Here is a 25,972-nt window from a genome sequence, read left to right on the forward strand (position 1 = left end):
TATAGTATAATAATTCAAGTTAAAATATGTAAAAAGACCTGAAGGGTAAGCGCTCCTGGAGGAATCTACATGAAAATGAAGAATGTTAATGTGAAATCGATTGATGAAATTCGTGAAGAAATGCTCGAAACGGTTACCTGCAGTAAAAATGATATTTTCCGGATTGGTGAAAACTGCCGACAGGACTATGAAAAAATAACCAATGAATTATTATATGTGAAGCAAATGGCCGGTAAAATTATGGCTGAAGGAGACGAGCTTGTAGGTCAAGTTCAACAAGCAAGGCTTCATCTGTCTGAAGTTAGTAAGAATTTCAAACAATATTCTGAAGCAGAGGTCCGAGAAGCATATGAAAAAGCACATCAGCTTCAAATGGATCTTTCAATTAACAGACAGTTTGAGGAACAGCTTCGGGATAAAAGAGATGACCTTGAACGCAGGCTTCTGGGATTAGATGAAACAATTGATCGTGCCGAACATCTGATTTCACAAATCTCGGTAGTCATGAATTATTTAATGAGTGATTTAAAACAAATGGGTGCAGTTTTAAAAGATGCTAAAGCAAAGCAGGATTTCGGCTTAAAAATTATTGAAGCACAGGAAGAAGAGAGGAAGCGCCTGTCGCGTGAGATTCACGATGGCCCGGCGCAAATGCTTGCCAACGTCATCATGCGCTCTGATCTAATCGAACGCGTTTATCGCGAAAAAGGAGCAGATGAGGCGTTTACGGAAGTACACAGCTTCAAAAAAATGGTCCGCTCCGCTCTCTACGAGGTGCGCAGAATTATTTACGACTTACGGCCTATGGCCTTAGATGATTTAGGTCTCGTTCCTACCCTCAGAAAATATTTACAAACAATCGAAGAATATCATAACCACTCTAGAATTGATTTTGTGAATATTGGTTTGGAAAGCAGGCTGCCGGCCAAATATGAGGTCGCACTTTTCCGAATGATTCAGGAGTCGGTGCAAAATGCACTTAAGCATGCCAACGCCTGCGAAATTAAAGTTAAGCTGGAAATGACAAAATCAGCCATCACCGTTTTGATCAAAGATAATGGCGTAGGCTTTAATACACAGGATAAAAAGCCTGAGTCCTTTGGTATTATCGGAATGAAAGAACGGGTAGATTTGCTGGATGGCGAAATTACCATTGATTCAAAAATTGGCAAGGGAACTGCAGTTAGCATTCGTGTTCCATTAATCGACTAACCAACTCGTCGAAGCTACTTATGATAAAGAAATCGAATTTAGAAGGATTAAGGGGGCGAAGAAAATGAATACGAAAATTGCTATTATTGATGACCATCAACTATTCAGAGAAGGGGTTAAACGAATTCTTGAATTTGAAAAAACATTTCAAGTCGTTGCTGAAGGTGATGATGGAAGCGAAGCGGTAAATATTGTACAATCATACAATCCGGATGTTGTCATTATGGATATTAATATGCCTGAAATGAATGGTGTAGAGGCAACCCGCGAGCTAGTGGAAAAATACCCGGACACAAAGATTATCATATTATCTATTCACGACGATGAAAATTACGTGACTCATGCATTGCAAACCGGTGCCAGCGGCTATCTCCTAAAAGAAATGGACGCAGATGCCTTGATTGATGCAGTCAAAGTCGTTGCCGAAGGCGGTTCTTACCTTCATCCAAAGGTTACCCATAATTTAGTCAATGAATATCGGAGATTAACTGTGGGACGCACCCGTGGCGGCACCTATATACCAACAGTCGAAATCCGCCGTCCATTGCATTTACTAACACGCCGGGAATGCGAAGTACTGCAAATGCTTGCGGATGGAAAAAGCAACCGCGGTATCGGCGAAGCCTTATTTATTAGCGAAAAAACTGTCAAAAATCATGTCAGCAATATTTTGCAAAAAATGAACGTAAATGACCGCACACAAGCAGTTGTCGTTGCCATCAAAAATGGCTGGGTCGAAGTGCGATAATAGTAGTAGACAGGTGAAAGAGCATGCCATTGGTGTGCTCTTTTTTTGATTGGAGCGGAAATCAACAGGCAAGTTTAACATAGCTTTTTTAAAAATAATGCAATTAAACTATTTTTCATATAAAATAATTACTATACATATAGTAGAGAAAAAAGTTAAGGATGGTCAATCTCCTATGAAAACGGCAGTTGTCACGGATAGTACCGCATACATCCCGAAGGAATTACGAGATAAATGGAATATCTTTATGGTCCCGTTAAATGTCATTTTCGGAAACGAGGCCTATGCAGAAGAAAGCGAGATTTCCGCCGGTGAATTCTATCAAGAAGTAAAAAATAAAGAACTCCCAAAGACATCCCAGCCTTCGGTCGGCCAATTTGTCGAGCTGTTCGAGCGATTATCCGGGGACTATGATGCTGTCATTAGTATTCACCTTTCAAGCGGAATCAGCGGCACCTTCCAAGGTGCAGGTACCGCCGGAGGTATGGTTGAGGGTATTAAGGTCTTGCCGTTTGATTCAGAAATTAGCTGCATGGTGCAAGGCTTTTATGCTCTCGAAGCGGCAGAATGGGCTTCAAGGGGCGAGAAGCCTGAGGCGATTTTGAGACGCTTGGAGGAGCTGAAGCAGTCGGCCCGGGCCTATTTCATGGTCGATGATTTGTCGCATCTTCAGCGCGGCGGCCGACTTTCGAGTGCCCAGGCATTCATCGGAGGTCTGCTCCAGGTAAAGCCGCTCCTCCATTTCGAAAATAAGAAAATCGTTCCTTTTGAAAAAATCCGTACACGGAAAAAAGCGATGAAGCGTATGGTGGAGCTGCTCGGTGAAGACGCCTTAAGCGGTGCCGATTATCGGGCAGTTATTATTCACGCCAACCGCGAACAGGAAGCCAACGAATGGCGTGATGAGCTCGCAGCCATCTATCCGAATGTCGAATTCTCGATCAGTTACTTCGGCGCCGTCATCGGCACCCACCTCGGCGAAGGAGCCATGGGGCTTGGATGGATGAAAAAATAATAACATTGAGGTCGGAGTGGTTTTTTTGTATTTTAAATTTATGGTGTGGAACCATGCCATTTAAATTTAATGGGGTTGTCTGAGGCAGTTGGCAGGTAAAACGTCGAAAGTGGCAGGTAAATTGTTCGAAGTGGCAGGTAAATTGTTCGAAGTGGCAGGTAAAATCACAAAAGTGGCAGGTAAAGAGGAGATCATCTAAAGAAGGTAACATTAGATAGAGGATAATCAAGAGGGTTTTTACCAGAAAATGGTAAAAATTTAAAAAATAGGAAGGGAAGTTACCTAAGCAAGGCTTCGGCCTTGCTTTTTAGCTATATTAGTGGGTTGTCTGAGGCAGTTGGCAGGTAAAACGTTGAAAGTGGCAGGTAAATTGTTCGAAGTGGCAGGTAAATTGTTCGAAGTGGCAGGTAAAATCACAAAAGTGGCAGGTAAAGAGGAGATCATCTAAAGAAGGTAACATTAGATAGAGGATAATCAAGAGGGTTTCTGCTAAAAAATGGTAAAAATTTAAAAAATAGGAAGGGGAGTTACCTAAGCAAGGCTTCGGCCTTGCTTTTTAGCTATATTAGTGGGTTGTCTGAGGCAGTTGGCAGGTAAAACGTCGAAAGTGGCAGGTAAATTATTCGAAGTGGCAGGTAAAATCACAAAAGTGGCAGGTAAATTATTCGAAGTGGCAGGTAAAGGGGAGATCGCCTAAAAAGTACCCTAAGATAAAAGAATCCACACCAAAAACTTTCCATAATTAAAAAAATAGAAGAGGAAGGTACCTAATTTTGGAGGGAGCTTCTTCGGAGTTGGCAAATAAAAATAGAAAAATAGTGAGAAATTTTCATAAAAAGAATATTCGACAATTTACAGGGATTTATTAAGTCTTTATAGAATCAATAGACAGTACTGAAATTCCTCCATCTCTCTTCCTAAGAATCGCATCTACCAACATAATCACCACTATCAACTATAAAGAAGGTGACCTCATGCGCTTTTCTATAAAAAATGAAATGTTAACCCCTCAAAATGAGGACTCATTACCAATTTCAAAAATCCCAAACATTCCCCAACCACCACTGAATCCCAATTTCTCCTTTAACCGTGAACTCCAACAACAACTTACCGGAAAACAGCTGCTTCTTGACGATCTCCCATTCACCATCGATGAAATTCAAACTCATTATGAACATGGATGTGTAACCTACCGAAAAGGGATTGAATTCATCAGCAAAAAACCAATTTGCGCACGCTGCGGAAACAAGGAGCCACATTGGTTTGAAACTTACCCCTGCGCGAGATGCAGCGAAACATGCCTGTATTGTCGACATTGCCTAATGATGGGGAGAATCAGTGCCTGCACCCCTTTAATTGGCTGGGATGGTCCAGCGCCAAACATCGAGTTTCCGCCACAAATCCTTGAATGGCAAGGTAGTTTGTCAGAAGGACAAAAATCGGCTTCCAATCAGGTAGTGGAAGCGCTCCGGTCAAATAAAGAGCTCCTTGTCTGGGCGGTGTGCGGTGCCGGGAAAACAGAGGTGCTGTTTGCAGGGATTGAGGCAGCACTTGCCGCAGGGAAGAGAGTTTGTATCGCCACTCCAAGGACGGACGTTGTTCTCGAACTCACTCCAAGGTTAAAGGCGGCTTTTCCAAAAATAACGGTTGCTTCACTTTACGGAGGGAGTGAGGACCGTCATCTTTTTGCGCCGCTCACGATTGCCACCACCCACCAGCTCCTCCGTTTTTACCATGCCTTCGATGCTATGATTTTGGATGAGGTCGATGCCTTCCCCTATACAGTGGAAGAATCACTGCAATATGCCGCTATTCAAGCACGAAAGCCTGAATCGTCCATGGTTTACCTCACCGCGACCCCAAATCAAAAATGGCAAAAAGAATGCCGGGCAGGCAAGAGGCCGTTTACCACCATCCCTGCAAGATTCCACCGCCACCCGCTTCCTGTTCCTCAATTTATTTGGTGTGGCAACTGGCAAAAGCTTTTACAAAAAAATAAGCTGCCGGCCAATATCCTCAAATGGATAAAACAGCGAATCGATAGCCAAAAGCAGGTACTAATCTTTTTCCCGCATATTCCTCTCATGGAAAAAGCATTACCTATACTCCGCCAATTTTCTCCTTCTATTGAGGCTGTCCATGCCGAAGATCCAAGCAGGAAAGAAAAGGTTCAAAAAATGCGTGCCAAAGAAATCCCATTACTGCTGACGACGACAATCTTAGAGCGAGGCGTTACTTTCCCAAATATTGATGTTGCGGTGGTTGGAGCGGAGGATACTATTTTTACCGAAAGTGCCCTTGTCCAAATTTCCGGCAGGGCCGGGAGAAGTGCAGCCCATCCTGATGGGGTAGTGACCTTTTTTCATTACGGTAAAACGGAAGAGATGCTTAAAGCGCGGAGGCAGATTATTACCATGAATCGGGAAGGGATCGAGAAAGGACTGATAGATGGATGAAATCGCTAAAAAGATAAGCTGAAACCGGGAATTGCGGTATTAATGGTGAACACGGCGGAAGGGTTGTTAAAATGCGCGGAATCCATTCAAAAGTTGGCGGAATCATTTATGAAAATCGCCGAATTCTCCTTTATATCCGCGGGAACAGGAAAACAAAGGAAAAGAGCTGAGGCTTATGAACCCATTTCCCCAAGAACGTTGCCTCTTATGTCATGAAATTATTTTGCCTTCTGTTGGCTGGCGGGCCATTTTTTCTAAAGAAAAAAGGCTACTCCTTTGTCCAACATGCGAAGGGAAGCTTGAGAAAATTGAAGGGGAAACGTGTCGGATTTGCAGCAGACCGTTTGCTCAAGTAGATGAGAAATTCCGCTCCGGGGATTTGTGCCATGATTGCGTTCGTTGGGAGGGAGACGACGAGTGGCAAGGCTATCTCAATAAAAACCATTCCATCTTTCTCTACAATGATTTTATAAAAGAAGTCATCGCAAGGTATAAATTCCGGGGAGATTATGTATTGGCAAAGGTATTCGCTGAATTTTTCCGAGAGGAGCTTCAAAAAATAAAGGCCGATTTGTTTGTCCCCATTCCTTTAAGTGAAGAAAGGCTTTATGAACGCGGGTTTAACCAGGCGCATGCCCTATTAATCGAATCAGGACTTCCCCCATCCCCGATTCTTTCGCGAATTCATTCCGAAAAGCAATCGAAAAAAACAAGGTCAGAGCGGATTCATATTCCTCAAGTTTTCCAACTCAGTGAAAATCTGAATTTAGCTGGAAAAAAGATTATTCTCATCGACGATATTTATACAACCGGTTCTACACTGAGACATGCTGCCAAGCTGTTAAAAGAGGCAGGGGCCGAATGCATTGAATCACTAACCCTTGCCAGGTAGGTAAATGTCGGATCTTACAAGTAAAGAAGGCGGTTGGCATGACCAACCGCCTCTCCACCCTCAATACTCCATCTTCAGTGCCTTTTGCGCATTATGGATATCCATTCCCAGTAAGTGGCCTAAATCGTAAGACGGGTAAAAACCGTGCTTAAGCATGTAGTTGTAAATCCTTTCGTGCCCGTGAATAGCGGCAATCAACTGGTTGGTAAAGGTTTTTCTTAAACCGGGTGTGGCTGTTTCCGTAATCGCTGCAGCAAGATTACGGACCGAGGATTTTGAAAGAGACAGCAATTTTCCAGCGTAAAAGCCGGCATCCTCCCGCAAATCCTCACTCTGTTCGTCAGATCTTCCTTTATAGCCTTGGGCCGACGGATAAAACTTCAATAGCTCGTTAAGATTTGCTTCCAGCTCATGGATACATTTTCTGTAGAGCTCCTTTAGTTCGTGCTCGGGTACTTTTTTAAAAGACATCTTCAATTTCATTAGCTCCAGAGATTGAAAGGCCACCAGTTCGTGCAGCTCCATTGTTTCATGCCATGCAAGCATTTTCCTGTCTTCATGAACCATTTGGACTCCCCCATTCATTTTTCATCTATGTAGCCTATTCTATGTGGCTATTAACGGTAAATTGTCCTTTTTATAAAAATAAAGTATAGCATCAGGTGTAAATAAAGAAGCTTGTCACTATTTCTCTGATGTTTTTGTCAAAAATTCGACAAAATTATTGTTCTGTTTTAGCAGGATTTTCATAGGGTAAAATAGAAATGTAATTACATAGGTTTAAATAAAGGAGGAATCCACAAATGAATTATAACGTTCGTGGTGAAAACATTGAGGTAACTCCAGCAATTAGAGATTATGTAGAAAAGAAAATAGCGAAATTGGATCGCTATTTTACTGAATCGCCTGAAGCAAAAGTACATGTGAATTTAAGATTCAATCAAGATAAATCCTCCAAAGTAGAGGTTACCATTCCTCTACCGCATCTTGTTCTTCGTGCTGAAGAAACAAATGTTGATATGTATGCTGCGATTGACTTGATTTCTGACAAGCTTGAGCGTCAAATTCGCAAGCATAAAACAAAGGTAAACCGTAAATTCCGTGAAAAAGGCGATTTTCCGATTACGTTTGCAACTTCTGAACATACTGAAGTTCATCATGATTTAGATGAAGACGAACTGGAGCTTGTTCGTACAAAGCGCTTCGACCTTAAACCAATGGACAGTGAAGAAGCGATTCTGCAAATGAACATGCTAGGTCACAGCTTCTATGTATTTACAAATGCGGACACCAACCGCACCAACGTTGTTTACAAACGGAAAGACGGCCGCTACGGCTTAATTGAAGCACATTAATTAGAACAGGAACGCAGCTCCGAAAACAGTCGGGGCTGCGTTTTTTAAGTATAAGAATGAGATCTATATGTTGGAATTTTTAGGATAATGTAAATAATCAAGGGTCGGCAATGTTTCAATCGAAAATGGTGTTAAACTATGGATATTACTGGAGGTGTCTCATATAAAGGCGTAGAGGGAATTCAGGAGTGGCTGAAGAAGAATTAAAAAACGAGAGGGGATGCCTCTCGTTTCTTATTATGGAGTCGTTTTTTTAGGTGCATGTGCTGCTTCGATTGCTGTTCGCGATGCACCGCCGTGACAGTAAGAGCAAGCTTGTTGATCTCCTGCTTGGTGACCGGTAATTGGATCACCCGTAGCATTTTTTGTATTAAATGTACCTGTTTTACCATAAATCTTGGTTGTATTGTTATGACACTTTAGACAAAATGTACGCTCGTTAGCGGCCGTCCATGAAGTGCCGGTCGTTTTAAATTTTTCCGCATCAGAAACTTGAACGTTTCCAAGCTGTTCTCTTAGATTCATAATATTGTTTGAACCGTGAGTATCATGGCATTCTGCACATGGAATCGGACCGTTTAAGGTGCTTCCGTCATCCTGACCGGTTTGTTCTGCCGGAATGGTAAAATTATGGCCGGAAGCCGGGTCTTTGTAATATTGCTCTATATCCGAAATCGTTGCATCGGCTGCCTTTTTAGCTGTGTTATGGCACCTTAGGCAAAGTGAATAATCACTTAATTGCCCTGTTACCGAAGTTGACTTTTTATATGAAAACTGCTCGTAAGTACCTGAAGCAGTATTTTGATGGTTTACCTCATTGTCACCATGACAGGAATCGCATGGCTTATCTAAACTATCTGCAATTAGTGAATTAGCATCAAGTCCTTTGTTTATATCATCTTGGTTATGTGAATAAACATAATGGTCTTTTAGTAAATTTTGATTCTGTTCAGACCATTCCAAGTGAGGGTTATGACAACTCGTACATGAATTGGCTTCCTTTAAATTGTTTGTTCCTGTTTGCGAATAATCAGCCGGATTATTATGATGGAATTTACTATTTATTTTATCAATGATCGGTGCATTGGTTGTTCCGTCATGACATGCCATACAATAGTTCTCTGATGGATCAGCTTTTAGTTTATCGTAAAAAGTAGTCTGATAGGAACCGCCTTCAAGAGAGTTGTCGGATCCGACGTGTGTACTGTGGCAGACAGCACACATATTCGTGTTTAATTGATAATGGCCATGCGGGTTATCATTATCATCCATATCACTTTTTGTTGTAAACTTGAAGAATTTTGCATAAACGGGATTAGTTGAATCATCCGTTAAATTTGGATCGAGATATACTAAATAAGTTGTGTTTAATGCTAAGGGTGCACCGGGAGAAAAAATTAAATCGTATGAATAATTACCAGATTGGCTCCCAAGATCAATAATACTTACAGTCCCCGCAACTAGGTTTGTACCTAACATGACCTTAAACGGATTGTAAGGATTGGATGTAGAACGAATTTTACTTACGAGCTGAGTCATAGGTTTGTCGTCTGTAATGGTCATTTTAATTTTTGCATCTTGAGGTATACTTGTTAAATCTTCACCATTACGTAACGTGTCATCCGTCAGAATAACTCCTGTACCTGATACATATGGATTTGTATCAATCGTAAAAGTAACACCGGCTGTAACCGGCTCGGCAGTGGTTGTTTTCTCTTTAAGTTCTACTGTAATGATATGTTGGCCATCAGTTAAGATTTTTGAAAAGGTCCAGGTTTTATTCGTACCATTAGTCGACAAATTCCAATTGACAGAATTCGTATCTGAATTTGAGATTTTGACATCTTGGTCATTCGAGCTATCATAGACTGTAAAAAGCAGGTCATTCGATGAAAGATTATCATCGGTATAGGTACCTGAAATCACAACCTGTTTTTTATTTAGCGTAGCGTTTGTAGCCGGAGTGGTGATTGTAATCGCGGGTGGGTCACCCGCTGCTGCAAAAGTAACGGAGCTAGGTAATAAAAAGACATAAGAGGCAATCAACATTAAGATTGATAAACTATTAAAATAAGGATTGTTAATCCTAGCGAATATTTTCATTTCCATTCATCTCTTTTTCTGTGAATTTATGTAAGTTTTTACGGTTTGTTTCTTATATATAGGGATTATATGTATATTATAACAATGAAGGTTAGTGAAAGTTGGGGCGGAAATGGAGCGATTTTTTGACAGGTTTGTGTCTTTGTGGAATAATAAAATGACAAAGGTAACAATATTACTATTGCTACCTTGTCTGTTAAAATTACATTTCATTTTTTTAAAGCTAACAAGTAGTGGCGCTATTTGTTGGCTTTTTTATTGGCTAATATCAGTTCTAGTAGAACCCGGGTCTCCACCTTTTAAGAATTCTTTAGTAGTTGTATCTTTTGCATTCGTATTAGGGTTACCCAAGAACTGTTCGCCTTTACCATGGCAAGAATAACATACAGACATACCGGTGTATCGTTTTAAGGCAGATGATGGGTTAGGATCTACAAAGTAACTTAATGCTTTGGTATCATTTCCAGGTGTAGCAGTATCAAATACTTTTCCTGAAGCTGTTAAATCAAAGTAAGAATTATCGTTTGCATCTTTCATAATTTGCGCTTCAGATCCGTGGGCATAGTGACAACGGACGCAAGTCAATTTGTCTTGAGCTGTGGCGTGGCGGTGTGCCAATGAATAGACACCGGTGATATCAGTACGTGTAGTCGATAAAAAGTCAACGTGACAAGATGCACAATATTTACTCATTTCAGTTCCGCTGTCAGGAACATAGCCTGTAGCTGTGCTATCAAAGAGTGTTGCAATATTAGAAGTTGTTTCAACGTCAATACCGATAGAAACGTTCGCAGATGCGATATTAGCAACACTAGAACCAAAAGCAAAACCATCTTTCCAAATAATTTTTAAATTAGGATCCATTGTTAGTGAATTGCCTGCAGAATCTTTCAGTAGAGTGTTTGCTTTAAATGGATAGCCTAATTCACGAAGCCATAAAGAGTAGTCAGCAACATATTTTGTGTTGTTCCATCTGTAAGTTTGGATTACAAGGTCACCTTGTTTAACACCTGCACGTGAATACCAGAAGTTAGCAGCATCAGCAGCAGATGCAGTGGATTTCACTAAGATAAAAGGTGTGCTTTCAGTTGCTGGAATTGTTGCACTACCAGTTGTATCTATAATTTGGATATTATTAAATAATTTACCGTTTTTTGCATCATTGCTAGATGTTCCATATGCAACGCCGCCCCAGCCTAGTGGGTCGATGTTTAAATTGTTTTCACCGGCAGAACCGGCTCCGTGGGCAGCGTGGCAGCTTGCGCAGTCAAATTCTTGGCCATATTGCTTACTGGTTGGATCGCTGTTACCACCAGGAGCAGCTGCAACTTTTAAAGAACCGTCAGCTTCGTGTAAAGAACCATTGTGTCCGGCAGTTTGAACATTAAATGTTCCGGAAATACTGGCTACATTGTCTTTAGAAACTGGTGCAAATGAGTTGTATGCGCCTGTTGTACCATCGTGGCAAGCAGAACAGGTGCTGTATACGCCATCTTTGAACAATAAGCTTTCACCATTAGCGGCGGTGTGTGTTTGGTGACAGCTAGCACAAGAGTTGGTGTTGTTTTGATAGAAACCGTGTACTTTTTGTCCGGAACGATTTTTTCTTGTGTTGTTGTAGCCGGTTGCGTTGCTGTTTTTTAGACCTGAGCCGTTTTTATCTAGAGTAATTGTTCCTCCATCATCAGTAGCTTTTGGAGAATTTGTTTGGTTTAACATTGAATCGTTGTGTGGATCAATTACTACACCTGTAGAAGTTGAAAGAGCTGTCGACTGACCGGCGTAAGTAAGGGTTACTGTATAAACAGTACCAGGTGTTAAATTCGTGACTACTTCTGGTGATTGTGCAGTTGTAATTCCAGAAAAAGTATCTACAGCTGTACCAGAAGGATCTTTTACAGTCAAATCAAATGTTGTTGCAGAAGTTTCACCATTTGCTGAGTTAAAAGTAAATGGTATTGATAAATTAAGAGTACCTTGGACTTGCACAGGCTTTAATCCATACGGATCTTTCGCAAATGCAGCAGTGCTTAGGATTCCCACTAAAAAGATAGCCAAAATTAGTGAGAAGCTTAATTTAATCTTGCTCATTTCTAAAAACCTCCCTGTTTTGCTTCTCTTTTTCTCTCTTTTTTCTGTTTTTATTTGAAAAAATATCCTCTGCGCTTCTGTTATGGCACCACCTCCTAAAATAGATTTTTTGTTTAGTAATAAAGAGCAACCCTTTGGTTAACAGTATCAGTGATCAAAACTTCTCCCTTATCATCGACAAATAGTCCATTAGGAAGGTAGAATTGGTCTTTATCTGCTCCTAAACCGCCAATTTGGAAAACCTGTTTTCCGTTTTTATCAAATCCATAAACATAGTGGGTCATGTTGTCAACCATTAGCAGGGTACCATTTGCTTCAACCCCAATACCACGGGGATTAACAAATTTGGAATCGCCTTTTCCATCGATGGATCCATTGATGATACGTTTGAATTTACCGTTTTTGTCATAAACCACCAGGCGTTGATTTCCGGTATCCGAGACATAAATATTTTGATTACTGTCAATTGCAACTGCATTTGGAGCGTTTAAAGTATCATCTTTAGCAGTAGCCGTTGAAATTTCAAGCAGCTTTTTTCCATTTAAACTAAATTCAAATACCTTTCCAAGCTGGATATCGGTAACCCACAGATTATTGTCATAAATCCGTAATCCGCCAGGGGATTTTAGAAAATCAGGTTTTTTATTTTCATCTGTAAAATATTTTAAGAACTTTCCTTTGGAGTCAAAGATGGATATTCTGTTATTGTAAAGGTCGGCTACATAAACATTTCCATTCGTGTCTCCGGTGATGCCGTATGGGAACTGAAATTGCCCCTGTCCTGTACCCTGTTTTCCAAATTTAAATATTGGAGTTCCAGTTGAATCAAACACTTGAACTTGCTTATGATTTGTATCCGTTACATAAACGAATTGTCCAATTTTGGCAACATCCATTGGCTTGTCAAGCGGGGAACTCATATCTCCTTGAATGTAATAACTTAATGTTGGCGGGCCGCCTTTTACAGTACTAGCTACTTTTACTGCTTTATCCTGAAGATGGAAAAAGTAGATAACAGCAAATAGCACTGCAGTAAGCCCAACGATAGTCCCCATCCATATATAAACGGTTTTTTTCTTCACGGATGCCATCTCCTGATTCTATTTATTTTTAGATAATCGATCTAAAGCATCAATTGCAGGCTTATATGTTGGATCATAAGAAAGGGCTTCTTTATAGATTTGCTCTGCCTCTTTTTTCTTACCTTGTGCTTCCGCAACTAAACCAACCTCGTTTAGAGTATCGGTATTGCCTGGTTTTAGACGAATTGCTTCTTGCAAAGCATTCGTTGCTTCTTTATACATTTTTAGTTTTCTATAGCTTCTTCCAGCTAATAATTGTCCTTTATAATCCTTTGGAGAGATTTTTACAGCTTTTAATGCCATTTGTAAGGCATCATCTGTACGGTTTTCTTGATCATAAGCGATGCTTAAATTTAAATAGGCATCAAAATTATTTTTATCAAGGTCCTTTGCTACTAGAAATTGTTTAATGGCGTTATCTGTATCCCCTTTTAAGAAGTAGGTGTATCCTAGCTGAACTCGAAATTGGGGATCATTTGGTTTCTGATCTACTTGCGCTTGGTTATATTTTAATTGCTTATCAAGTTGGTCGGAATTGCTATTCCAAAGGTATTTCGCACTTACGTAGTAACCTGCAGATAAACAGATAGCCAGGGTTGCAACCAGGATAATAAGAGATTGCCACCAGGTAAAACGGTCTTTTTTAACTTTTTTAGCCTTTTCGGTTTTCTCTGTGCTTTTCAAAGGTTCTTGGGCATTAGGTTGAACTTGGATTTCCATAGTAGCCCTCCTAATCTAGTAAATTTCCTTTATGGTTTATGACATGATTCGCATTTAGGTTTGTTATGACAGGTATAACAAAGTGCAGTTGGACTTTTAATTCCTGTCAAATCAATCGGGTGATGTTCCTTGTAGTTTTTCCCTTCGTGCATTGCCGGGTGACAGCTGCTACAGGTAACATTCGTGATTTTGTTAAACCCTGTAAATTGAGTGTCATGACAAGTTAAGCATTTTTGAGCATCCTGCTTGGCGATTGCACCGTGTAAGTTTGACCAATCGCTGACATGGCTTGGCGGTCTTGTTGTATGACATTTTTTACAGAAAGTATTTTCTTTTGCATAATCCTGAGCTGAAATTGATTGATTCTGAATTGTACCGTTACTTAAAAATTGCCGGGAAGCAGGTACATTTTCCATGCCTTTAATTTCGTCATCAGACATATATTGATGACATTTATTACATTTATTAACGTCTTTTTCAGCTAATTTACCGTGATCGTCTATTTTAAAATTCGGCTGCTTGTGCGAACTCGGTACCATAGTGGTTGAATGACAAGTTTTACAAGCAATTGAAACATCACGTGCTTTATGACATTCAATACATGTTTCCATTTTCGGACTTGTGAATTTAACATCACTCATCATTGATTTACCAAGGGTATCGTCCCACTTGCTGTAATCCGATTTAAAGGTGACATTCCGTTCAGCGATTTTTCCGTGTGCAACGCCGCTGTGACACTCTACACATTGAATATTTTTAGACAAGTGCTTGTCGTGGGGGATAATTAAATCTCCCGATGGAGTTACTTCACGCGTTTTCATGTTGTGACATTTTTCGCAAGCGGAATTCGGTATATCTTTTGGCATCTGTATTGGTGCTGTGTAAGTGTTCGTTACTTTTTGAAATAATTGAACAGCCCCATTGGCTTTTGCTTTGGCTAAGTTCTCGGCCCCGGGTGTGATATGACAATTAACACAATCCACTTCACTGTGCGTGGAGACTTTCCACGTATAGTACTCCGGTTTCATCTCATGACAGGATGAACAAAACTTTGAGCTTGAGGTTGCTTCCAGCCCTGAAAATCCTATAAAGAAGAAAATGGCTAGAAACAACAATGTTAGAGCCATAATTTTAAATAACTTATATCGATAACGGGGAGGGGCCGGCAGCTCTTTTTGCTCCTCTTCCATAAAAGCGACCCTCCAGTTCAAGATTTATTTAGTTCTCTGTATCACTTTTAAAGCCGGTTCTATGGCAGTACTGACAATAAACATCTGTTGATGCCTTCGCATCGGTAGAGCCGGGTACCGGTTTTGTTCGATCGTGGCAGACAAAGCATTCTGCTTTTTGTTCGTTTGTTTGCGCATGCTGTGCATGGGCTGTCAGCCATTGATCACTGGTCATGTGTCCTTCAGGACGGATCGAGTGACATGTACTACAAAATTGATTGGTTCGGGACTGATCTTTAACAACAGTAATGTTTGGTGTGTAATGCGATTTTTGAGCACCCATTTTAAGAAGGGAAATTATGTCTTGTTTAGGAATTGCTTTTTCCCATTTCGAGTCTTGATGGCAATTAACGCATGTATCTAACTTTTGAACAGCTGTGCCTCCGTGATTTTTACTCCAGTCAGCTGTTTTATGGGAGTTTGGAACTTTGATTTCTTTGTGACAAGTTTCACATTCCATTGAAACTTTAACATCTGTTTGTTGCTTCCCAATAGCTTGTAAAATGATATCCTGAGTATTCTTGTCATGTGCTGCTTTAGCAGTTGCTGCTTCTGTGCCGGAAGCATCTGTTTCAGTACTAGTAGCGGCAGTCTCAACAGCTGCGGTTTCACCGGTTTTCTTTTCTTTCTCTTCCGGCTTAGGCGGTACACTGTAAGCAACATCTTTCCATGGTTTTTCGCCTTTATTTACTTTGTCATGGCAATCAATACAGGTTCCCATGTTCGGTCTCAAATATTTCTCTTCGATTAACTTAGCAGCATTTTGTTTTGTCCATTCACTGCGATCAGAAGATATATTTAAATCGCGTAATGCAATTTTTGCGTGAACAACCCCGGAGTGGCAGGTGATACATGGTATACCATCACTGATATGCCCTTTATGGTTAACCTTCAAGTCACCGGATGCTGTGACTAAGCGGTTTTTGGAGTGACATTGTAAACAGTTTTCATTTGAAACAGCTTCCTCTTCGGTTTGAACAATTTGTTTTGGTACACCGGTTACGTGGTAGTAAACTTCTTTCAATGAACCCATTTTATGTACAAGCATATTTTTTAGCCCGGGCTTGATATGACATTGCACACAGGAAATCTGATTGTGGGCACTTGCAGTATATGTAGTATACTCAGGCGCCATTTCATGACAGCTGGAACAAAATGATGGTGAGTTAGTAAAGGAAAGGACTCCATACCCTCCACCAAAAACAATAATACAACCAACAAGTGAAGCAAATAATAATTTCCACCGGTTAACTGGATTCTTCCAATCTATACTCTTGAATTTTCGCCAGAGTCTTTGTAACGGGCCGGGCTTTTTTTTATTTTCCCTTGATTCGGGTTCTGTCTCTTTATTTTTCTTCCCCCAAAAGGTCACTTAGTTCACCCTCTCTTTTGGATTCTCTATCTACTTTATTTTCCATCATAACCTCTCTAAAGGTAGTATCTAACATTGGCAGAGTATATTCCAATGTACAATTTGTGAATATTTCTTCATAGAATTTGACTGTGACTTTTATCCTAAAAGCAACATAGGAATGTTGATTATTTAAGGGTTTGTTTATTAATGTACAGGTAGTGCAAATGTGAATAAGGGGTAATTTTTATACAATAAGTAGCTGTTTTATACAATTCGTTGAATGTTTTATGCAAAATGCGTTCATTTTAAAGTAAGCGTTATCATATTTGCGAAATATGACAATAATGAAACAAAAACGTTTTAATGACTGGAATGTAGACAAGAAGGTTTATAGGTTTCACTAAATAGACAATTTCGCTTCTATCGTTACTTTGTTGTCACTCCATAGCGGAAGTGGTAAGATGAAAAAAGAAATTAGCGAATGATTTTGAAAGGATTCGGTGCATTTAACACGAATCTTTCTTCTTTAAGGGTTTTTTTTTAGTCTCGAGAAAAAGGAGCGTTCATATTAATGATGGGGATTTTAAATAAAGTATTTGATTTAAATAAACGCGAATTGAAAAGGTTAGATAAATTAGCAAATGAAATAGAGGCACTTGCCGCAGATACTGAAAAGTTATCAGATGATCAGCTTCGTGAAAAAACCGGTGAGTTTAAAGAGCGCTATCAGAAAGGGGAAACGCTTGATGATTTGCTCGTTGAAGCGTTTGCCGTTGTCCGTGAAGGAGCGCGCCGTGTACTGGGATTGTATCCGTATCATGTTCAGCTAATGGGGGGGATTTCTCTCCACGAGGGGAACATTTCGGAAATGAAAACAGGGGAAGGTAAAACGTTAACAGCAACGATGCCGGTTTATTTGAATGCTCTTTCCGGCCGTGGAGTTCACGTCGTAACCGTCAACGAATATTTGGCAAGCCGTGACGCTACGGAAATGGGACAGCTGTATGAATTTTTAGGCTTATCGGTTGGTCTGAATTTGAACAGCATGGATAACGAGGAAAAACAGGCAGCCTATGCAGCAGATATAACGTATGGAACAAACAATGAATTTGGTTTCGATTACCTGCGCGACAATATGGTCCTATATAAAGAACAAAAAGTGCAGCGTCCGCTTTTTTATGCGGTTATTGACGAGGTTGACTCGATTTTAATCGATGAAGCGCGTACACCGTTAATCATTTCCGGATCTGCACAAAAATCTGCTGTTTTATATATCCAGGCGAATGCCTTTGTGCGAACGCTGACAAAAGAAAAAGATTATACTTATGATGAAAAAACAAAAGGCGTTATGCTGACTGAAGAAGGGATCAGTAAAGCAGAAAAAGCCTTCGGTATTGAAAACCTGTTTGATATTTCGCATGTCACATTAAACCATCATATTAACCAGGCGTTAAAAGCAAATGTCAGCATGCATTTGGATGTTGACTATGTGGTGCAGGACGGCGAAATTGTTATTGTTGACCAGTTTACCGGCCGTTTAATGAAGGGCCGCCGCTACAGCGAAGGCTTGCATCAGGCAATCGAAGCGAAGGAAGGTCTCGAAGTACAAAATGAAAGTATGACGATGGCGACGATTACCTTCCAAAACTACTTCCGCATGTATGAAAAACTGGCAGGGATGACCGGTACAGCGAAAACAGAAGAGGAAGAGTTCCGCAACATTTATAATATGAACGTTATTGTTATTCCAACCAATAGACCGATTGTCCGTGATGACCGTGCCGATTTAATCTATGCCAGCATGGAGGGCAAGTTTAGAGCGGTGGTTGAGGATATCGCGGACCGCCATCAGAAGGGTCAGCCGGTCCTGGTTGGTACGGTTGCCATTGAAACATCAGAGCTTATTTCCAAGCTTTTATTGAAAAAAGGTGTCAGACACAATGTGTTGAATGCAAAAAACCATGAACGTGAAGCGGAAATTATTGCAGAAGCAGGGCATCAAGGAGCGGTAACCATCGCCACCAACATGGCCGGCCGCGGTACGGATATTAAGCTTGGTGAAGGAGTAGTTGAGCTGGGCGGTCTTGCCGTTATCGGTACAGAGCGTCATGAAAGCCGCCGGATTGATAACCAGCTTCGCGGACGTTCAGGCCGTCAAGGAGACCCGGGGATTACCCAGTTCTATTTATCAATGGAAGATGAGCTGATGCGCCGTTTCGGTTCAGACAATATGAAGGCGATGATGTCCCGTCTCGGAATGGACGATTCGCAGCCGATTCAAAGTAAAATGGTTTCAAAAGCAGTTGAATCTGCGCAAAAACGTGTGGAAGGCAATAACTTTGATGCCCGTAAACAGCTGCTGCAATATGACGATGTCCTTCGTCAGCAGCGTGAAATTATATACACGCAGCGTGATGAACTGCTTGAATCAGAGGACCTTCGTGACATTATACAAAAGATGATTTTAGGTACCATCCAACGGAATGTCGATGCCCACACTCCAAGGCATGAAGAAGAAGAAGAATGGAACCTGCAAGGAATTATTGATTATGTGAATGCGAATCTTCTGCATGAAGGTGATATTTCTATCAATGATTTAAAAGGAAAAGATCCTGAAGAAATGAGCGAAGCGATTTTTGCTAAGGTGAAGGAACGGTACGATGAGAAGGAACAAATTCTGTTCCCTGAGCAAATGCGTGAATTTGAAAAAGTGGTAATGCTCCGTGCGGTTGATTCAAAATGGATTGACCATATTGATGCAATGGATCAGCTCCGCCAAGGTATCCACTTACGTGCTTACGGGCAAACCGATCCGCTTCGCGAGTATCAGCATGAAGGATTTGCGATGTTTGAAGCAATGGTTGCTTCCATTGAAGAAGAAGCATCGATGTATATTATGAAGGCAGAAATCCGCAACAACCTTGAGCGCCAGGAGGTAGCGAAAGGTGAAGCGGTCAATCCGAAGGAAGACGGAGAGTCTGTTAAGAAAAAACCAAAAGTAAAACAATTGGATGTAGGACGAAACGCTCCGTGTATTTGCGGCAGCGGTAAGAAATACAAAAACTGCTGCGGTGCAGGAAAGTAAAGTTAGCTTTTAATCGGAGGGCCGGTGTAATGCCGACTCTCTTTTTGATTTTAAGATATGCTATGTTATATTTCATTGTTGAATTGTTTAATATTAGCTCTATACCCTAAATGGTATTCTACACGACCGAAGCCCTTTAAAATAGTTGGTTACGGTAGCTTTATAGAGGGCCAGGCCCTCCGGCAATTTGCGCCCCTGAACCAGGCGCTGCCGCTTTTAAGGTGGATTGTGGATATTGTTTGTGAATTTGTGTATAACTTTTTTGATAATGTTGATATTTTTGAAGGTATTGTTAATAACAAACTGAATATGTGGATAATATTGCGGATAATGTGGATAATCAAATGAAAATATTTTAGTTATCCACAATAAATTCAAGTAAATCTAGAAATCCCGACGCTAAATTTGTAGATAAGTCAAAAAATTCTCAGATTTCTTATGTGAGTCTGTTGATAACTTAATGTAGTTGTTAACACAACCTGTAAAGTAGGCGAAAAGTAATGGTCTTTGTACTTTTGACGATAATGCCGTTATAATGGATTAGAACTAATGAGTGATTACAGTAATAAACTACAATACTGGACATTATTTTTTAATTTTTATAGAGGTGACGAAAATGGAATTAGCAGAAATCCGAAATGAACTTGAAAAAACAGCTAAGCGATTAGCGGACTTTAGGGGGTCTCTTTGACCTTGAAAATAAGGAAGCCAGAATAGCTGAGCTCGATGATGAAATGCTTCAACCTGATTTTTGGAATGATCAGCAGGCAGCACAGACTGTCATCAGCGAGGCAAACGGTTTAAAAGACCAGGTAAACGAGTTCAATGATTTGAATGAAACATTTGAAAATCTGGATGTAACCTATGAGCTTGTAAAAGAAGAAAATGATGAAGAATTGCGGGCGGAGCTGGAAGAGGAGCTTCAACAGCTAACGGGCCGCTTAAATCAGTTTGAGCTTCAGCTTCTTTTAAGTGAAGAGTATGATAAAAATAATGCGATTTTGGAGCTGCATCCCGGTGCAGGCGGAACGGAATCACAGGATTGGGGCTCGATGCTGCTGCGGATGTACACCCGCTGGGCAGAGAAAAAGGGCTTTAAAGTGGAGACACTTGACTACCTGCCCGGTGATGAAGCAGGGATAAAAAGTGTTACCCTCGCTATCAAAGGCCATAATGCTTATGGTTATTTGAAGGCAGAAAAGGGTGTTCATCGCCTTGTCCGGATTTCGCCCTTCGATTCTTCAGGCCGACGACATACGTCATTCGTATCCTGTGAAGTGATGCCCGAATTTAATGAAGAAATTCAAATCGATATCCGTACCGAAGATTTAAAAATTGATACGTATCGTGCGACAGGAGCGGGCGGTCAGCATATTAACACAACGGATTCGGCAGTCCGGATAACCCATATTCCGACAGGAGTGGTCGTTACCTGCCAGTCAGAGCGTTCGCAAATTAAAAACCGTGAGGCAGCAATGAAAATGCTAAAAGCGAAGCTGTATCAACTGGAAATTGAACGGCAGGAAAAAGAGCTTTTGGAAATTCGCGGTGAGCAAAAGGAAATCGGTTGGGGCAGCCAGATCCGTTCCTACGTTTTCCATCCTTATTCAATGGTGAAAGACCATCGGACCAATACGGAAAGCGGAAACGTTCATGCTGTAATGGATGGAGAATTGGATTCGTTTATTGACGCATACCTTCGTTCAAGAATTTCATAAAAATAATGAAAAAAGCCTTTGCCGAATTTTGAAGCGGCAAAGGCTTTTTTTAGTAAACATGAACCGTAACCCTCATGAAATTCCCCGCAAATACAAATGCTAATAATAATTTTACCCTTTACCGCTTCAACTGAATGCCGTTTACACCATAATAATGCCATGCTATACTCATTTTTTAGTTAGTCCAAAATAATATTATAGAACGTAAAAATAAGGGGAATAGCATAATGAAAAGAAAACGGGATCAGCTTTTAACAGACAGCAAAATCGAAATTGCACTTGAATATGTAAATGTTCTTATTGGTTCGGCGATTATTGGTTTGGCTTTTAATGTATTTTTACTGCCAAACCAAATTGCATCCGGCGGAGTAAGCGGAATCAGTACCATTTTGCATAGTGTCCTTGGATGGGAACCGGCATTTGTTCAGTGGTCGTTTAACATTCCGCTATTTATTGCCGGAGTGGTGTTGCTGGGAAAACAGTTCGGAGTTAAAACACTTGTTGGGACGATATTTTTGCCACTGTTTGTTTTATTTACAAAAAATATTCACCCATGGACCCATGACGCTTTACTCGGTGCTTTATACGGAGGAATTGGCGTTGGACTTGGTTTAGGGATTGTCTTTCGGGGAAGAGCGTCAACGGGTGGGACGGATCTTGCCGCCCAGATTATTAATAAATTTACCGGATTTACGCTTGGAACCTGTGTCATCTTGATTGATGGATTAATTGTCCTTTCTGCAGCCATAGTATTTAGTATCGAAAAAGGGTTGTATGCACTAATTGCCCTATATGTTACAAGTAAAACGATTGATCTTGTGCAGGTCGGTTTCAACAGGTCGAAAACAGCAATGATCATTACCAATAAACAAGAAGAAGTTCGGGAAGGAATTTTGAATAAAATTGACCGTGGTGTGACAAAACTATCTGCATATGGTGGTTTTACTGACCATGAACGGCCAGTCTTAATGTGTGTTGTTGACCAGACGGAGTTCACAAAATTGAAACAATTGGTCAAAACCCTTGACCCATCAGCATTTGTTGTGGTTATGGATGCAGCTGAGGTCCTTGGAGAGGGTTTCAAACGTGCGTAGGTGACTGGTATACTATGTAGGTATTGGAATATTTTTCTGAAAGGAGAGTAGCAATGAAAAAGAAGCTACTTACGTTGTTAATGGGAACAACCCTTGTCATGGGCCTTGCTGCTTGCGGCGGCGGTACGGATACGTCAAAGAAGTCCACAGACACCGGCACTAAAACGACTACGGATAATACGGCATCAGCAGGTGACGCATCCAAGATTTTCTCCCAGCATTGTGCAAGCTGTCATGGAGATAATCTTCAAGGTCAAGTAGGTCCAAACCTGCAAAAAGTGGGATCCAAATATTCTAAAGACCAAATTTTAGGCATTCTTAAGAATGGTAAACAAGGCGGAATGCCTGCCGGCTTAGTTTCCGGTTCAGATGCGGATGCCATTGCAACCTGGCTTGCGGCTAAAAAGTAAAAATGTCAATCCAAAAAACGTTCTGTAAAAAGTTGCAGAACGTTTTTATTTTAGAAAAACCACGAAAATTGTCGAATTTCAAAAAGGGAAGTTTTATGATTTGTAAATTTTTCTGTAACTTTTTGTATGATTTGAAAAGAAACTGTAATATTTTTACCGCTTTTTTTAGCGATTTATGATGTTATAATGAGTCTATGCGTTAACCTGCAGATTTTGTCTATTTGGTGTTTTTCATTTTCAAAAAATAAAAGTTATTGTCGAATTTTCTTAATTCAACAACCAAACTTTACTAATAGGTGATATGAATGATAGAAATGCAAGAAGTTTATAAGAAGTATCCAAATGGCGTTTCCGCTATTAATGGTCTAGATGTTCGAATCAACCAGGGTGAATTTGTTTATGTGGTGGGTCCAAGCGGTGCCGGAAAATCGACCTTCATAAAAATGATGTACCGTGAGGAAGTTCCTTCTTCAGGGACCATTTTGATGAATGGCGTCAATTTAGCAAAATTAAAGATGAAAAAGGTTCCGCTTTTCCGCCGCAATCTTGGCGTCGTCTTTCAGGACTTTAAGCTTTTGCCAACCTTAACCGTTTATGAAAATGTTGCCTTTGCTTTAGAGGTTATCGAAGCACAGCCAAAGTACATTAAAAAACGGGTAATGGAAGTGCTTGACTTAGTGAATTTAAAGCATAAAGCGAGAATGCTTCCAACAGAGCTTTCCGGCGGTGAGCAGCAGCGTGTTTCCATTGCCCGTTCAATCGTTAATTCACCAAAGGTAGTGATAGCGGATGAGCCGACAGGAAACCTTGACCCTGAAACATCGTGGGAAATCATGAACATTTTCGAAGAAATTAATAATAGAGGAACTACTGTTGTGATGGCAACACATAACAGGGAAATCGTTAATACAATTAAGCATCGCGTAATCGCTATTGAGAGTGGGAAAATAGTCCGCGATGAGCAGAAAGGTGAATACGGTTATGAAAGTTAGAACAATTGGCCGTCACGCCCGTGAAAGCTTCAGGAGCATTGGAAGAAACGGCTGGATGACATTTGCATCCGTAAGTGCCGTAACAGTTACATTGATTTTAGTGGGTGTATTTTTCTCGATTATGATGAATCTTAATAAAGTGGCACAAACCATTGAAGAGGACGTACAAATCCGCGTTCACATCGATGTTGCTGCAAACAAACAGGATCAGCAAAAACTGCAAAATGAGATTGCAAAGGTTCCTGAGGTAAAGAGTATTAAGTTTTCATCAAAAGAACAGGAACTGAAAGAATTAGTGAAGAGTCTTGGTGAGGAAGGTAAGGCGTTTAAGCTTTTTGAACAAGACAATCCATTGAACGATGTATTTATTGTAAAAACGAAAAATCCGACAGATACGATGAAGGCCGCTAAGAAAATTGAAAAAATGAATTATGTAGCAAAAGTAAAATACGGTCAGGGCAGTGTTGAAAAACTATTTAATTTTATCAAAGCCAGCCGTAACGTAGGCGTTGTCTTGATCATTGGTTTATTCTTTACAGCCATTTTCTTAATCTCGAATACAATCAAAATTACGATTATTGCAAGACGAAGAGAAATTAAGATTATGAGATTGGTAGGTGCTACGAATAACTTTATTCGCTGGCCATTCTTCTTAGAAGGGCTATGGCTTGGTATTCTTGGTTCGATCTTGCCAATTATCCTCATTTCGATTGCCTATTACAAGGCCTATGATTACATTGCTCCAAAGCTGGCAGGCAATTTTATGCAGATTTTACCGTATAATCCATTTGTCTACCAGGTCTCTGGGCTGCTTATTTTAATGGGCGCTATGATTGGTGTATGGGGCAGTGTCATGTCAGTAAGGAAGTTTTTAAGAGTATAGAAATTTACAGGAAGGGCAGTTTATTTGCCCTTCCTGATTGTAATAGATTAGAAGCTTTTTCAGGGAACGATTTACCTGTACATAGATACACAATTTGGAAAGGAGCAATCGGAAGTGAAGAAACCAATCATCACACTGGCAGTCTCTACTATAGTTGGATTGGGGACCGTTTTTGGAGGTGTTTCTTTTAAAACGGAAGCAGCTTCCATCTCAAGCCTAAAGGACCAACAAGATAAAATTCATAATCAGCGTTCAAGTGTAAATTCAACTATCAATCAAGCAAAACAAAAGATTGATAGTTTGCAAGGACAGCAGGTCGATGTAAAGACAGAGATGAAGCGGATTGATTTAGCTATTGGTGATACCAATACTAAAATTCGGGAAAAACAAGCGAAGGTGGGCGACACAAAGGCCCAAATTGCTAAGCTCCAGTCTGATATTAAAGTAATCCAGGAGCGGATAAAGAAACGAAATGACCTTTTGAAGGAACGTGCCCGCAATTATCAAGAAACGGGCGGGATGGTCAATTATCTTGAAGTATTAATGGGTTCGCAAAGCTTTAGTGATTTCATTGACCGCGCTAATGCCGTGTCCACTATAATGGAAGCGGACCAGGAAATATTAAAGCAGGCTGACGCCGATAAAAAGGAGCTTGAAACCAAACAAGCTCAGGTCGAAAAAGAGCTTTCCAGTCTGCAATCAATGCTAAAAGAATTAAACAAAATGAATGAGCAATTGAATAGCCAAAGAGCTGAAAAAAATAAATTGCTAGGTTCATTGCAAGCTCAGGAGCAACAAGTGCATGAAGATGTTATGAATATGGAGGAGCAAAATCAAGTCCTTGCTTCTCAGGAAGCTTCCATCCAAAAAGCAATCCAAATGGAGCAGCAGCACCAAGCAGAATTGGCAAAACAACGCCAAGCCGCCGCTCAGGCAGCACAATCTAAGAGTACTTCTAATGGAGGCGGTTCTTCCGCGCCTGCAGCTGCACCGCAGGTGACGAGCGGTGCCTTCATGAGGCCTGCAGTCGGTCCTATCAGTTCAACCTACGGACCGCGTTGGGGAGAATTCCATTACGGTGTTGACATCGCCAATCCCGGTGCCAATGTACCGATTGTAGCTGCTGCTGATGGAGTTGTAGCTGTTTCCCACTATTCAGAAAGCTATGGAAACGTTGTATACATTACGCACTCGATTAATGGTCATATTTATACAACTGTTTATGCCCATATGCAGGTACGAATGGTGTCTGAAGGACAAGTTGTATCGAAAGGGCAGCAAGTAGGAATCATGGGCAGCACCGGTGAAGCAACCGGACAGCATTTGCATTTTGAACTTTACAATGGACCATGGAAATATCATAGTGCCATTAATCCGATGGGTATTGTGCCGCTATAAAATAAAAATGGAAAATGGGAGAAGCTAAGCTTCTTCCATTTTTTTATTGTTTAGGAAATTATAAAATAATTTGGTGTGGATAACTTGAAAAAGTTATCTGAATCCAGCTCCAGCGCCCAGCGGCTAGTGGACTTC

Annotated in this window: 20 protein-coding genes; 13 read left to right on the plus strand and 7 right to left on the minus strand. The window is 40.6% G+C overall.

What is annotated here, in order from left to right; translation table 11 throughout:
* The first annotated feature begins 69 nt into the window (after positions 1 to 69).
* The 5 genes from AC3ANV_RS03290 to AC3ANV_RS03310 all read left to right on the plus strand — a co-directional run bounded on the left by AC3ANV_RS03290 (position 70) and on the right by AC3ANV_RS03310 (position 6,323).
* Positions 70 to 1,212, plus strand: coding sequence for a sensor histidine kinase (locus AC3ANV_RS03290; RefSeq protein ID WP_488312260.1), 1,143 nt, complete (start codon positions 70 to 72; stop codon positions 1,210 to 1,212).
* A 64-nt stretch (positions 1,213 to 1,276) separates the two neighbouring features.
* Positions 1,277 to 1,960, plus strand: coding sequence for a response regulator (locus tag AC3ANV_RS03295; RefSeq protein WP_488312261.1), 684 nt, complete (start codon positions 1,277 to 1,279; stop codon positions 1,958 to 1,960).
* 175 nt (positions 1,961 to 2,135) lie between these two features.
* Entirely contained in the window at positions 2,136 to 2,975 is an 840-nt protein-coding gene (locus AC3ANV_RS03300) for a DegV family protein (protein ID WP_488312262.1), read from the plus strand.
* A 974-nt stretch (positions 2,976 to 3,949) separates the two neighbouring features.
* The gene (locus AC3ANV_RS03305) at positions 3,950 to 5,431 is read left to right on the plus strand and encodes an ATP-dependent helicase ComFA (protein WP_488312263.1); all 1,482 of its coding nucleotides are present in this window, start codon (positions 3,950 to 3,952) and stop codon (positions 5,429 to 5,431) included.
* A 175-nt stretch (positions 5,432 to 5,606) separates the two neighbouring features.
* Positions 5,607 to 6,323, plus strand: a complete 717-nt coding sequence (locus AC3ANV_RS03310) for a ComFC family protein (RefSeq protein WP_488312264.1) — start codon at positions 5,607 to 5,609, stop codon at positions 6,321 to 6,323.
* A gap of 60 nt (positions 6,324 to 6,383) precedes the next feature.
* On the opposite strand, the gene AC3ANV_RS03315 is transcribed toward AC3ANV_RS03310, so the two are convergent.
* The gene (locus tag AC3ANV_RS03315; protein WP_488312265.1) at positions 6,384 to 6,890 is read right to left on the minus strand and encodes a spore coat protein; all 507 of its coding nucleotides are present in this window, start codon (positions 6,888 to 6,890) and stop codon (positions 6,384 to 6,386) included.
* Positions 6,891 to 7,126: 236 nt separating this feature from the next.
* Between AC3ANV_RS03315 and hpf the strand changes: the two genes are divergently transcribed.
* Positions 7,127 to 7,678 carry a ribosome hibernation-promoting factor, HPF/YfiA family gene (hpf, locus tag AC3ANV_RS03320; RefSeq protein ID WP_488312266.1) on the plus strand — a complete coding sequence of 184 codons (552 nt, stop codon included), beginning with the start codon at positions 7,127 to 7,129 and terminating at the stop codon, positions 7,676 to 7,678.
* Between the two features lie 237 nt (positions 7,679 to 7,915).
* Here the strand turns inward: hpf and AC3ANV_RS03325 are convergent, their stop codons facing one another.
* The 6 genes from AC3ANV_RS03325 to AC3ANV_RS03350 all read right to left on the minus strand — a co-directional run bounded on the left by AC3ANV_RS03325 (position 7,916) and on the right by AC3ANV_RS03350 (position 16,275).
* Positions 7,916 to 9,781: a hypothetical protein gene (locus tag AC3ANV_RS03325; protein WP_488312267.1), complete on the minus strand. Its 1,866-nt coding sequence runs from the start codon at positions 9,779 to 9,781 to the stop codon at positions 7,916 to 7,918.
* 255 nt (positions 9,782 to 10,036) lie between these two features.
* Positions 10,037 to 11,872: a cytochrome c3 family protein gene (locus tag AC3ANV_RS03330; RefSeq protein WP_488312268.1), complete on the minus strand. Its 1,836-nt coding sequence runs from the start codon at positions 11,870 to 11,872 to the stop codon at positions 10,037 to 10,039.
* 113 nt (positions 11,873 to 11,985) lie between these two features.
* On the minus strand, positions 11,986 to 12,954 hold the full coding sequence (locus tag AC3ANV_RS03335; RefSeq protein WP_488312269.1) for a 6-bladed beta-propeller: 969 nt from the start codon (positions 12,952 to 12,954) through the stop codon (positions 11,986 to 11,988).
* An 18-nt stretch (positions 12,955 to 12,972) separates the two neighbouring features.
* On the minus strand, positions 12,973 to 13,674 hold the full coding sequence (locus tag AC3ANV_RS03340) for a tetratricopeptide repeat protein (protein WP_488312270.1): 702 nt from the start codon (positions 13,672 to 13,674) through the stop codon (positions 12,973 to 12,975).
* 29 nt (positions 13,675 to 13,703) lie between these two features.
* On the minus strand, positions 13,704 to 14,864 hold the full coding sequence (locus AC3ANV_RS03345) for a NapC/NirT family cytochrome c (protein WP_488312271.1): 1,161 nt from the start codon (positions 14,862 to 14,864) through the stop codon (positions 13,704 to 13,706).
* 28 nt (positions 14,865 to 14,892) lie between these two features.
* Complete coding sequence (locus AC3ANV_RS03350) at positions 14,893 to 16,275, minus strand: cytochrome c3 family protein (protein ID WP_488312272.1); 1,383 nt, start codon at positions 16,273 to 16,275, stop codon at positions 14,893 to 14,895.
* 553 nt (positions 16,276 to 16,828) lie between these two features.
* On the opposite strand from AC3ANV_RS03350, the gene secA reads away from it, so the two are divergent.
* The 7 genes from secA (at position 16,829) to AC3ANV_RS03385 (ending at position 25,837) form a co-directional block, all read left to right on the plus strand.
* On the plus strand, positions 16,829 to 19,342 hold the full coding sequence (gene secA / locus AC3ANV_RS03355; protein WP_488312273.1) for a preprotein translocase subunit SecA: 2,514 nt from the start codon (positions 16,829 to 16,831) through the stop codon (positions 19,340 to 19,342).
* 616 nt (positions 19,343 to 19,958) lie between these two features.
* Positions 19,959 to 21,060 (plus strand): peptide chain release factor 2 gene (gene prfB, locus AC3ANV_RS03360; RefSeq protein ID WP_488312274.1). Its coding sequence is split into 2 segments (ribosomal slippage): positions 19,959 to 20,030 and positions 20,032 to 21,060, totalling 1,101 coding nucleotides; the frame shifts between segments, so codons are not numbered across the junction.
* 227 nt (positions 21,061 to 21,287) lie between these two features.
* Positions 21,288 to 22,154: a YitT family protein gene (locus AC3ANV_RS03365; RefSeq protein ID WP_488312275.1), complete on the plus strand. Its 867-nt coding sequence runs from the start codon at positions 21,288 to 21,290 to the stop codon at positions 22,152 to 22,154.
* A gap of 53 nt (positions 22,155 to 22,207) precedes the next feature.
* On the plus strand, positions 22,208 to 22,564 hold the full coding sequence (cccB, locus tag AC3ANV_RS03370) for a cytochrome c551 (protein WP_488312276.1): 357 nt from the start codon (positions 22,208 to 22,210) through the stop codon (positions 22,562 to 22,564).
* 305 nt (positions 22,565 to 22,869) lie between these two features.
* Entirely contained in the window at positions 22,870 to 23,556 is a 687-nt protein-coding gene (gene ftsE / locus AC3ANV_RS03375; protein ID WP_488312277.1) for a cell division ATP-binding protein FtsE, read from the plus strand.
* Positions 23,546 to 24,439 carry a permease-like cell division protein FtsX gene (gene ftsX / locus AC3ANV_RS03380; protein WP_488312278.1) on the plus strand — a complete coding sequence of 298 codons (894 nt, stop codon included), beginning with the start codon at positions 23,546 to 23,548 and terminating at the stop codon, positions 24,437 to 24,439. Before ftsE ends, ftsX begins: the two co-directional genes overlap by 11 nt.
* A gap of 114 nt (positions 24,440 to 24,553) precedes the next feature.
* Positions 24,554 to 25,837 carry a murein hydrolase activator EnvC family protein gene (locus AC3ANV_RS03385; protein WP_488312279.1) on the plus strand — a complete coding sequence of 428 codons (1,284 nt, stop codon included), beginning with the start codon at positions 24,554 to 24,556 and terminating at the stop codon, positions 25,835 to 25,837.
* Positions 25,838 to 25,972 lie beyond the last annotated feature (135 nt).

The sequence above is a fragment of the Neobacillus sp. DFD-2R genome (genome assembly GCF_057747865.1).